Here is a 10,102-nt window from a genome sequence, read left to right as displayed (position 1 = left end):
CGGTACTGGTAAGCGTGTTACTTGAGCTTGGCGAATGCCCGCTCGGCCGCATCCAGGGTGATCTGCAGCTCCTTGTCGCCGTGGGCGATGGAGGTGAAGCCCGCCTCGAACGCACTCGGCGCCAGGTACACGCCGCCTTCGAGCATCAGGTGGAAGAAGCGCTTGAAGCGGTCTGCATCGCTGGCCATCACGTCGTCGAAGGTGACGATGTCATCGGCGCCGCTGAAGTACAGGCCGAACATGGCGCCCGCCTGCGTGGTGACGAACGGGATGCCAGCGGCATCGGCGCGCTGCTGCAGGCCGTCGAGCATGCGGCTGGTGTAGGCGCTGAGCTCGTCGTGGAAGCCCGGGCGGCTGATCAGCTTGAGGGTGGTCAGGCCGGCCGCCATGGCCAGCGGGTTACCGGACAGGGTGCCGGCCTGGTAGACCGGGCCGAGCGGGGCGATGCAGCCCATGATCTCGCGCTTGCCGCCGAAGCAGCCGACCGGCATGCCGCCGCCGACGATCTTGCCGAAGGTCGAAAGGTCAGGGGTGATGCCGTAGTAGCCCTGGGCACCGCCGAGGGAGACACGGAAGCCGGTCATCACTTCGTCGAAGATCAGCACTACGCCGTGCTTGTCGCACAGCGCGCGCAGGCCTTCGAGGAAACCCGGCGCCGGTGGTACGCAGTTCATGTTGCCGGCCACCGGCTCGACGATGATGCAGGCCACGGTCTGGCCGACGTCGGCGAGGGTTTTCTCGACCGCGGCGATGTCGTTGAACGGCAGCGTCAGGGTGTGCTTGGCGAAGTCCGCCGGTACGCCGGCAGAACTGGGCACGCCCTGGGTCAGCAGGCCCGAGCCGGCCTTGACCAGCAGGCTGTCGGAATGGCCGTGGTAGCAGCCTTCGAACTTGATGATGGCGTCACGGCCGGTGTAGCCACGGGCCAGGCGGATGGCGCTCATGGTGGCTTCGGTGCCGGAGCTGACCATGCGCACCATCTCCATCGACGGCACCAGCGAGCAGACCAGGTCGGCCATCTCGGTTTCCATGGCGGTCGGGGCGCCGTAGGACAGGCCGTGCTCCAGCTGTTTGCGCACCGAGTCCAGTACCTGCGGGTGGGCGTGGCCGAGGATCATCGGGCCCCAGGAACCGACGTAGTCGACATAGCGCTTGTCATCCTCGTCGACGACGTAGGCGCCTTCGGCGTGCTTGAAGAACAGCGGAGTGCCGCCGACGCTCTTGAAAGCGCGGACCGGCGAGTTGACGCCGCCGGGGATGTGCTTCTGGGCTTGGGCGAACAGGGCTTCGGAACGGGACATGGGATCTTCTCTCGAAATCAGGAAGCGAACAGGGCGTTGAAGGCGCGGGCGCGGCGGGTGACTTCCTGCGCGCTGTCGGCACCGAACAGGCCGTGGATCACCGCCAGCAGGTCGGCGCCATGGGCGACCAACGGGGCGGCGTTGTCGAGGGTAATGCCGCCGATCACGGCGATCGGCAGCTTGACCTGGGCGCGGGCCTGTTCCAGCAGATCGACGCTGGCGGCCGGTGCGCCCGGCTTGGTGACGGAATTGAAGAAGCGGCCGAAGGCGACGTAGTCGGCACCTTCCTTGGCGGCCTGCTGGGCAAGCTCAAGGCTGGCGTGGCAGGTGGAACCGATGATCGCCTGGCGGCCGAGCAGGGCGCGGGCCGGCGTGAGCGGGCCGTCGGTCTGCCCCAGGTGCGCGCCGACTCCCAGGCGGGCGGCCAGTTCGGCGTCGTCGTTGATGATCAACTGGGTGCCGTAGCGCTCGCACAGCGTCTTCAGCGCTTCGGCCTCACGCAGGCGGCGGGCGCCATCGTCACTCTTGTCGCGGTACTGCAACAGGCAGACGCCGCCTTCGAGTGCCGCCTCGACGTGGCTGAGGAAACGGCCGGCGAGCAGCTGGCTATCGGTGATCGCATACAGACCGCGGAGCTTCATCGGGTGGCCTCGTGTCAGGAGCAGAAATCCAGGGGCAGGCGGCGTGGCACGTACTGGCCCTTGCCCAGTTGCTCGGCGTCACGCAGGGTGCGCCAGGTGTAGTCCAGGGCGCTGCGCACGGCGCTTTGCAGCTGCTCGCCGAGGGCCAGGCGGCCGGCCAGGGCGCTGGCCAGGGTGCAGCCCGAGCCGTGATAACTGCCGGGCAGGCGTTGGCAGGTCCAGGTGTGCTGCTGGCCATCGCGGCTGTACAGGCGGTTGTGGATTTCGTCCTCGTCGCCGTGCCCGCCGGTGATCAGCAGGTGCTCGACGAATGGCAGCAGTTTGGCGGCGCACTCGTCGGCGGTGCCGTCCGGCAGTTCGGCGAGGATACGCGCCTCGGGCAGGTTCGGGGTGGCGATGGTGGCCAGCGGCAGCAGGCGCTCGCGCAGTGCGTAGCCGACCTCGTCCTTGCCCAGGCGGCCACCGCCGCCGGCGCGCAGCACCGGGTCGCAGACCAGCGGCAGGTGCGGGTGGGCCCTGAGCAGTTCGGCCACGGTGTCGACCATTTCGATCGAGCCGAGCATGCCCAGCTTGACCGCGGCCACGGTGGAGTCGGCCAGCACGGCGTTGGCCTGGGCCAACACCCACTCGCGGTCGAGCACGCGGAAGTCGGAAACGTTGACGGTATCCTGCACGGTCAGGGCGGTCACGGCCGGTGCGGCGTGACAGCCTTGGGCGATCAGGGCTTCGATATCTGCCTGCAGCCCGGCGCCACCACTTGGGTCGTGGCCGGAGAGACAGAGGACAACGGGGCGGGAGCTGTAGGTATTCATGGTCGGCGAGCTTATCACCAAACCTTTTTGTGCGGATCGGTCGCCGCGCAAGATTTGCTGATCGAGTGGTCAGGATATCTGCTGTGCTTCTGCTGTAATGCGCATTCTAGAGCTGTTTCGTGCAAATTTAGAGTGGCCTCTGGCCTTGCCGGAAAGCTATGCTAGAGTGCTCGGATAATTCGATCAACGGACTCTGCCGGATCACGTCGTCTCAAAGGGAAGGGAGGCAACGCGACGCGAACGGACAGGCCATGCTGGGGCTGTATGCGCTATTTGCTGATTGTGCTTCTGGGCTGCTTGCCCCTGTTCGCCGGGGCGGTCGAATTCGACGCCAGCACCGCACGACTGCCACTGGGCAGGTTCATGCAGGTCTACGAGGACCACGATGGCAGTGCCAGTATTGGCCAGGTCAGCGCGCCCGCCTTTGCCAGCCGTTTCCAGGCGCACCCCCATGAGGTGCTCAATGCCGGTTACTCGACCTCGGTGTTCTGGCTGCGAATCGACCTGAACTACGCCGCCACCCCCTCCGCCGCGCCGCGCCAATGGTTGCTGGAGCTGGCTTACCCGCCGCTGGATCACCTCGAGCTCTACCTGCCGGATGCCCAAGGGGTGTTTCGCCTGGCCCAGCGCACCGGCGATGCACTGCCCTACGCCAGCCGGCAGATTCGTCAGAACAACTACCTGTTCGAGCTGCCCCTGCAACCTGGGCAGGCGACCACCGCCTACCTGCGCCTGCACAGCCAGGGTTCGGTCCAGGCGCCGCTGACGCTGTGGTCGACCCAGGCGTACCTTGAAGACCAGCCCACCCGCCTGTATGTGCTGGGCATGATCTATGGCGTGCTGCTGGTGATGCTGGTCTACAACCTGTTCATCTACCTCAGCGTGCGCGATGTCAGTTACCTCTACTACATCCTCTACATCGCTTCGTTCGGCCTGTACCAGGTGTCGGTCAACGGTGCCGGTATCGCCTACTTCTGGCCGGACAGCCCGTGGTGGGCGAATGCCGCGACGCCCCTGTTCATCGGCGCCGCCGGGCTGTTCGGCTGCCAGTTCGCCCGCCATTTCCTGCAGCTGGGCCGGCTCAGCCGTGGTTTCGACCGCCTGCTGATGGCACTGATGGCGGGTGGTGCGCTGGTCATGGTGCTGGCGGTGACCCTGCGTTACGGCATCGCGCTGCGCATGGCCACGGTGCTGGCGCTGTTGTTCACCGTGAGCATTTTCAGCGCAGGCCTGTATGCCTGGTGGCGCGGGGTGCGGGTGGCGCGCTGGTTCATCATCGCCTGGACCGCCTTCCTGCTGGGCGGGCTGGTCAACACCCTGATGGTGCTGGGCTATCTGCCTAACGTGTTCCTCACCATGTACGCCAGCCAGCTCGGTTCGGCGCTGGAGGTGGCGCTGCTGTCACTGGCGCTGGCCGATCGCATCAACAGCCTGCGCGAGGAGCAGGCCCAGGCCCTGCGCGAGACCGGGCGCACCCTTGAACAGCTGAACCAGCAACTGGCCCACAGCAATCGCCTGAAAGACGAGTTCCTAGCCACCGTCACCCATGAGCTGCGCACCCCGATGAACGGCGTGATCGGCTCGCTGGAGCTGCTGCACACCCTGCCCATGAGCGCCGAGCAGGCCCAGTACCACCGCACGGCCGCAGGTTCCGCCCAGGACATGATGGCCATGGTCGACGACATCCTCATCCTCACCGAGCTGCAGGCCGGCCGCCTGCGCAACCACGGTGTGCCGTTCAGCCTGCGCCGCCTGCTCCAGGAGCTGCGTGCCGGTTACGCCGGGCAGGCACTGGCCAAGGGCTTGTACCTGACCCTGGATATCCCCGCCGACGTACCCGACAGCCTGGTGGGCGATGCGCAGAAGCTCGCCCGTTGCCTGGCCTGCCTGGTGGACAACGGCCTCAAGTTCACCCACCAGGGCGGCGTGACCGTGCAGGTGCGTGGCCGCCGCATAGGGCCCGACCGGCTGGCGTTGAGCCTGACCGTCAGCGACAGCGGCATCGGTTTCGAAGACCTCGACCAGGCCGTGCTGTACCAGCGCTTCTACCAGGTCGACGGTTCGATGACTCGGCGCTACGGCGGCCTGGGCATCGGCCTGTCGATCTGCCGCCAATTGGGCGAACTGGTTGGCGCGCAGCTGTCGCACGAGTCTACCCCGGGGTTGGGTAGCCGCTTCGAACTGAGCCTGACCCTGACCGTGGCCCAGGTGCAGGTGACTTCCAGCCGGGCGGCGACGGGGCGCAGGCGCTACTGACGGGCGGGCAGGAAATGATCTGCTCATCGGCAGTTTTGTCACTTTGACTGTGCGGGCTGCGGTGCTTCACTGGGTTTTCCAGGCATGAGCGGATCCAGGAGGCCCTCGATGAACCTGCACCAGTTCGCCGAAACCCACGAAGTCACCAACCAGCCGCCGCCCCTCGACGGCGCCAACCTGTACCGCCTCGACCAGCCCTTGCAGGAATGGTCGCGGCGCTTTGGCGCCGGCTGGGCCGAGTCGCGGATCGATGCCTACGGGGCACTGGCCGGCGGCCCGTTGATGGCCGCCGGGTTCCTCGCCAATGCGCACAAACCCGAGTTCAGCAGCCACGACCGCTACGGCCATCGGGTGGATCTGGTGGAGTTCCATCCCGCCTACCACGAGCTGATGCGCACCGCGGTCGAGCATGGCCTGCCCTCGCTGCCCTGGGCCGAGCCACGCGCGGGTGCCCATGTGGCGCGGGCCTCCATGACCTACCTGCACAGCCAGGCCGAAGCCGGAACCGGCTGCCCGCTGACCATGACCTTCGCCGCCGTGCCGGCGCTGCGGTTGCAGCCGGAGCTGGCCAGCTATTGGTTGCCGAAGATCCTCGCCCGCGAATACGACCCGCGCAATGTCGGTGACCGGCACAAGGCCGGGGTGACCATCGGCATGGCCATGACCGAGAAGCAGGGCGGCACCGATGTGCGTGCCAACACCACCCGCGCCTACCCGGTCGGCGCGCCAGGCCCGGGCCAGCCCTACGAGCTGGTGGGGCACAAGTGGTTCTGCTCGGCGCCCATGTGCGACGCCTTCCTTACCCTGGCCCAGACCGACAAGGGCCTGAGCTGCTTCCTGCTGCCACGCCACCGCCCGGACGACCAGCGCAACCAGTTCTATATCCAGCGCCTGAAGAACAAGCTCGGCAACTGCTCCAATGCCTCCAGCGAGGTGGAGTTCCGTGGCGCCCTGGCGTGGATGATCGGCGAAGAGGGCCGGGGTGTGCCGACCATCATCGAGATGGTGGCCATGACCCGCTTCGATTGCATGGTCGGCTCCAGTGCGCTGATGCGCCAGGCGCTGACCCAGGCCGCCCATCACTGCGCCCACCGCAAGGTCGGCGGGCGGGTATTGAGCGAGCAGCCGCTGATGCAGAACGTGCTCGCCGACCTGGCCCTGGAGAGCGAGGCGGCGCTGGCCCTGAGCCTGCGCATGGGCCAGGCCCTGGAGCAGCTCGACGACCCGCAGCAAGCGCATTTCGCCCGCCTGGTGACGGCAGTGGGCAAGTACTGGATCTGCAAGCGCGCGCCGGGGATGATCAACGAGGCCGCCGAGTGCCTGGGCGGTGCGGGCTATGTCGAGGACAGCATCCTGCCGCGGCTGTACCGTGAGGCGCCGGTCAACTCGACCTGGGAAGGTTCCGGCAACGTGCAGTGCCTGGACGTGCTGCGGGCGCTGTCGAAGGAGCCGGGTGTGCTGGATGCGTTGTTCATCGAGCTGGGCGATGGCCATGGCGATCCACGCCTGGCGGCGTTCATCGGCAACCTCAAAGGGGCGTTCGCCGATACCGGCGACATTCAGTACCGGGCTCGCCAACTGACCGAAGATATTGCCGTAGCCTTGCAGGCCAAGCTGCTGCTCGAGGCCGGTAACGCCACGGTCAGCGATGCCTTCATTGCCAGCCGCCTGGGTGGCGGTGGGCGGGTTTATGGCGCATTGCCGCGTGGGGTGGATGCTCAGGCTCTGGTCGCGCGGGCTACGCCGGTCTGGGGCGGATGACGCCATCGCGGGGCAAGCCCGCTCCCACGATGCTGCCGTGGGCGCGGGCTTGCCCCGCGAAAGGCTCAGCGCCGATTATCGGGGGTGTATTTGCCTGGCAACGCAGGCAAGATGGCTGTCATGCATGTCAGAAGACAGGAAGCCCAGCGTGAGCCAAGCGTTTGAAGTCGTTGATACCCCCGAACAGGCCGTCGACCGTCTGGCGGCCCTCCACGAGCAAGCCACCGGCGCCCTGAGCCAGGCCCTCAAGCGCTACCTCAAGGACCGCACCGAACCGGGCCAGGACGAGCGTGCGCTGTTCCGCTACCCGGCGCTGCGCCTGACCTACTTCAGCCAGGGCGAAGTCGCCGCCACCACCCGCGCCTATGCCAAGGTCCAGGTGGCCGGCACCTACAGCGTCACCGTCACCCAGCCCGCCGCGTTCCGTGGCTACCTGCTGGAGCAATTGCGCCCATTGATGCACGACTACACGGTGACCGTGGAAGTCGGCGTCAGCGAACAGAACATCCCGTACCCCTACGTGGTCGACCAGGGCGATGAACTGGCCGGCAGCGGCATCACCGCCGCGCAGCTGGCGCGGGTATTCCCCAGCACCGACCTGTCGGCCGCCACCGACAACATCGCCGATGGCCTGTACGACTGGGAAAGCGCCGAGACCCTACCGCTGGCGTTGTTCGACGCGGCCCGTGTCGATTTCTCGCTGCGCCGCCTGGTGCACTACACCGGCAGCGACTGGCGGCACATGCAGCCGTGGATCCTGCTGACCAACTACCACCGCTACGTCGACCAGTTCATCAGCCACGGCCTTGAGCAGTTGCGCCAGGACCCGCGCTTCGTGCGCATGGTCCTGCCGGGCAACGTGATCATCGAGAAGGGCATGGACAACGGCGAGGCCCAGGCCCTGGTGGCCAGCGTGGTCTGGCACCGCTACCAGATGCCGGCCTACCACCTGATCGCCGCCGACGGCGATGGCGTGACCCTGGTCAATATCGGCGTCGGCCCGTCCAACGCCAAGAACATCACCGACCACCTGGCGGTGCTGCGCCCGCACTGCTGGCTGATGATCGGCCACTGTGGCGGCCTGCGTCAGTCGCAGACCATCGGCGACTACGTGCTGGCCCACGCCTACATGCGCCGTGACGGCATCCTCGACCGCGTGGTGCCGCCGAACATCCCGATCCCGGCCCTGGCCGAAGTGCAGCTGGCGCTGCAGGAAGCGGCGGCGCAGGTTACCGGCGAGCGCGGCGAGGAACTCAAGAAGCGCTTGCGCACCGGTACCGTGCTCACCTACGACGACCGCAACTGGGAGCTGCGCTGGGCCCAGGAGCGCCCGCTGATCAACCTGTCGCGCGCCGTGGCGGTGGACATGGAAAGCGGCACCATCGCCGCGCAGGGCTACCGGCTGCGGGTGCCGTACGGCACCTTGCTGTGCGTATCCGACAAACCGCTGCACAGCGAGATCAAGCTGCCTGGGTCGGCCAACGCCTTCTACAATCGCGCGGTCAGCCAGCACCTGAAGATCGGCATCGCCGCCCTCGACCTGCTGCGTACCGAGCTCAACTCGCTGCACTCGCGTAAACTGCGCAGCTTCGATGAGCCGCCGTTCCGCTGAGGATCCATGCCCCTGCCACCCCGCAATACCCCGCGCCGCCCGGCGGCGCGGCCTTCCGGCCCACGTCGCCAGGCCAAGGCGCCGCCGGCTGAACCGCGCCTGATCCTGTTCAACAAGCCGTTCGACGTGCTCACGCAGTTCAGCGACGGCGAAGGGCGCGCCACGCTCAAGGATTTCATCGACATCCCCGGCATCTACCCGGCCGGGCGCCTGGACCGTGACAGCGAAGGCTTGCTGCTGCTGACCAACGACGGACGCCTGCAGGCGCGTATCGCCGACCCCAAGCACAAGCTGGCCAAGACCTATTGGGTGCAGGTGGAGGGCGAGCCGAGCGCGGAGCAGTTGCAGCGCCTGCGCGATGGCGTCGAGCTCAATGATGGCCCGACCTTGCCAGCCCAAGCCCGCTTGCTCGACGAGCCCACGCTATGGCCGCGCAACCCACCGGTGCGCTTTCGCAAGAGCGTGCCGACGGCGTGGCTGGAACTGGTGATTCGTGAAGGGCGCAACCGCCAGGTGCGGCGCATGACGGCAGCGGTGGGCTTGCCGACCTTGCGGCTGGTGCGGGTGAGGATTGGTGACTGGACGATCGAGGGGTTGGAGCAGGGTTGCTGGCGCGAAGTGCCGGCGAAGCTCTGATCGCCATTGCAGGGCAAGCCCGCTCCCACGCGTGGGAGCGGGCTTGCCCCGCGATAGGTTCCTAAACCCCTTCCAGAAACCCCACCACCACGCTCTTGATGATGAACGCCAGCACGCCCAGGCCCAGCACGAAGAACAGGATCAGCGTGCCGAACCGGCCAGCCTTGGATTTTTTCGCCAGGTCCCAGACGATGAAGCCCATGAAGGCGATCAGTACGGTGACGAGGACGATCATCATCCACTCTTCGAATACGGCGGGATCCATCGGTCAACTCCAGGCAGGATAAGCGCCCGATCATACGCCGGGCGCGCAGGGTTTCAACGCAGGTGGGTCAATGGCAGCTCGGTGCTGGCCAGCACCTGGTTGAGCACGAAGCTCGAACGCACGCTGGTCACGCCTTCGATGCGGGTCAGGCTACCGAGCAGCAGCTTCTGGTAGTGGTCCATGTCCGGCACCACCACCTTGAGTTGATAGTCGGCGTCCATCCCGGTGACCAGGCTGCACTCCAGTACTTGCGGCAGGTTGCGGATCGCCGCCTCGAAGGTTTCGAAGCGCTCGGGGGTGTGGCGGTCCATGCCGATCAGCACATAGGCGGTCAGGCTCAGGCCGAGCTTCTTGCGGTCCAGCAGCGCCACCTGGCGCGAGATGTAGCCGTCGTCTTCGAGCTGCTTGACCCGGCGTGAGCAAGGGGAGGGCGACAGGCCGATGCGCTCGGCCAGTTCCTGGTTGGAGATGCGCGCGTCACGCTGCAATTCGGCAAGGATGCTCAGGTCATAGCGGTCGAGCTTGCTCATGAATAGGGCCTTTTCTGTTCGGATTGCGGCGAATTATCGATCCTGAGTGAAAAATTGCGCAAGCAGTATTTATCAGAGCAATCTTCGCAATCCTTTGCCCCCCAGGCTCGCCTATCTTTATCACCAGAATCACTGCCCGGACATCAGTCCACGGCGAGGCGCCCCAGACGGGCGCTCGCGGCCAGCCCTCCAACCGGATCGGCACGGCCCCCGGGCTACGCACTGCCCAGAAGGCGGCGCGAGGTGAGCCGGTGCCACAAGTGCCGAGCACGGACGACAATTTCCGAA

9 protein-coding genes are annotated in these 10,102 nt (G+C 66.6%); 4 read left to right on the top strand and 5 right to left on the bottom strand.

Features of this window, described 5'->3' with window-relative positions; translation table 11 throughout:
- Positions 1-17: 17 nt before the first annotated feature.
- From hemL to DM373_RS06655, 3 genes are read right to left on the bottom strand one after another with little or no spacing between them, the layout of a single operon-like run.
- A complete protein-coding gene (gene hemL, locus DM373_RS06665) occupies positions 18-1,301 on the bottom strand; it encodes a glutamate-1-semialdehyde 2,1-aminomutase (RefSeq protein ID WP_110992771.1) in 1,284 nt (427 codons plus the stop codon).
- Positions 1,302-1,318: 17 nt separating this feature from the next.
- Entirely contained in the window at positions 1,319-1,942 is a 624-nt protein-coding gene (thiE, locus tag DM373_RS06660; RefSeq protein WP_110992770.1) for a thiamine phosphate synthase, read from the bottom strand.
- A gap of 14 nt (positions 1,943-1,956) precedes the next feature.
- Positions 1,957-2,754 carry a hydroxymethylpyrimidine/phosphomethylpyrimidine kinase gene (locus DM373_RS06655; RefSeq protein ID WP_110992769.1) on the bottom strand — a complete coding sequence of 266 codons (798 nt, stop codon included), beginning with the start codon at positions 2,752-2,754 and terminating at the stop codon, positions 1,957-1,959.
- 264 nt (positions 2,755-3,018) lie between these two features.
- On the opposite strand from DM373_RS06655, the gene DM373_RS06650 reads away from it, so the two are divergent.
- The 4 genes from DM373_RS06650 to DM373_RS06635 all read left to right on the top strand — a co-directional run bounded on the left by DM373_RS06650 (position 3,019) and on the right by DM373_RS06635 (position 9,019).
- Positions 3,019-5,010 carry a sensor histidine kinase gene (locus DM373_RS06650; RefSeq protein WP_110992768.1) on the top strand — a complete coding sequence of 664 codons (1,992 nt, stop codon included), beginning with the start codon at positions 3,019-3,021 and terminating at the stop codon, positions 5,008-5,010.
- Positions 5,011-5,118: 108 nt separating this feature from the next.
- Entirely contained in the window at positions 5,119-6,771 is a 1,653-nt protein-coding gene (locus DM373_RS06645; protein WP_110992767.1) for an acyl-CoA dehydrogenase family protein, read from the top strand.
- Between the two features lie 124 nt (positions 6,772-6,895).
- The gene (gene amn / locus DM373_RS06640) at positions 6,896-8,383 is read left to right on the top strand and encodes an AMP nucleosidase (protein ID WP_167409803.1); all 1,488 of its coding nucleotides are present in this window, start codon (positions 6,896-6,898) and stop codon (positions 8,381-8,383) included.
- Positions 8,384-8,389: 6 nt separating this feature from the next.
- Positions 8,390-9,019, top strand: coding sequence for a pseudouridine synthase (locus tag DM373_RS06635; RefSeq protein WP_110992765.1), 630 nt, complete (start codon positions 8,390-8,392; stop codon positions 9,017-9,019).
- A gap of 61 nt (positions 9,020-9,080) precedes the next feature.
- Here DM373_RS06635 and DM373_RS06630 read toward each other — a convergent pair whose 3' ends face one another.
- The gene (locus DM373_RS06630; protein WP_011535816.1) at positions 9,081-9,284 is read right to left on the bottom strand and encodes a DUF2788 domain-containing protein; all 204 of its coding nucleotides are present in this window, start codon (positions 9,282-9,284) and stop codon (positions 9,081-9,083) included.
- Positions 9,285-9,337: 53 nt separating this feature from the next.
- The gene (locus DM373_RS06625; protein ID WP_003249795.1) at positions 9,338-9,814 is read right to left on the bottom strand and encodes an Lrp/AsnC family transcriptional regulator; all 477 of its coding nucleotides are present in this window, start codon (positions 9,812-9,814) and stop codon (positions 9,338-9,340) included.
- Positions 9,815-10,102 lie beyond the last annotated feature (288 nt).

This window comes from Pseudomonas sichuanensis, assembly GCF_003231305.1.
Taxonomy (GTDB): Bacteria; Pseudomonadota; Gammaproteobacteria; order Pseudomonadales; family Pseudomonadaceae; genus Aquipseudomonas; species Aquipseudomonas sichuanensis.
This window is presented reverse-complemented; position numbering and strand designations above follow the sequence as displayed.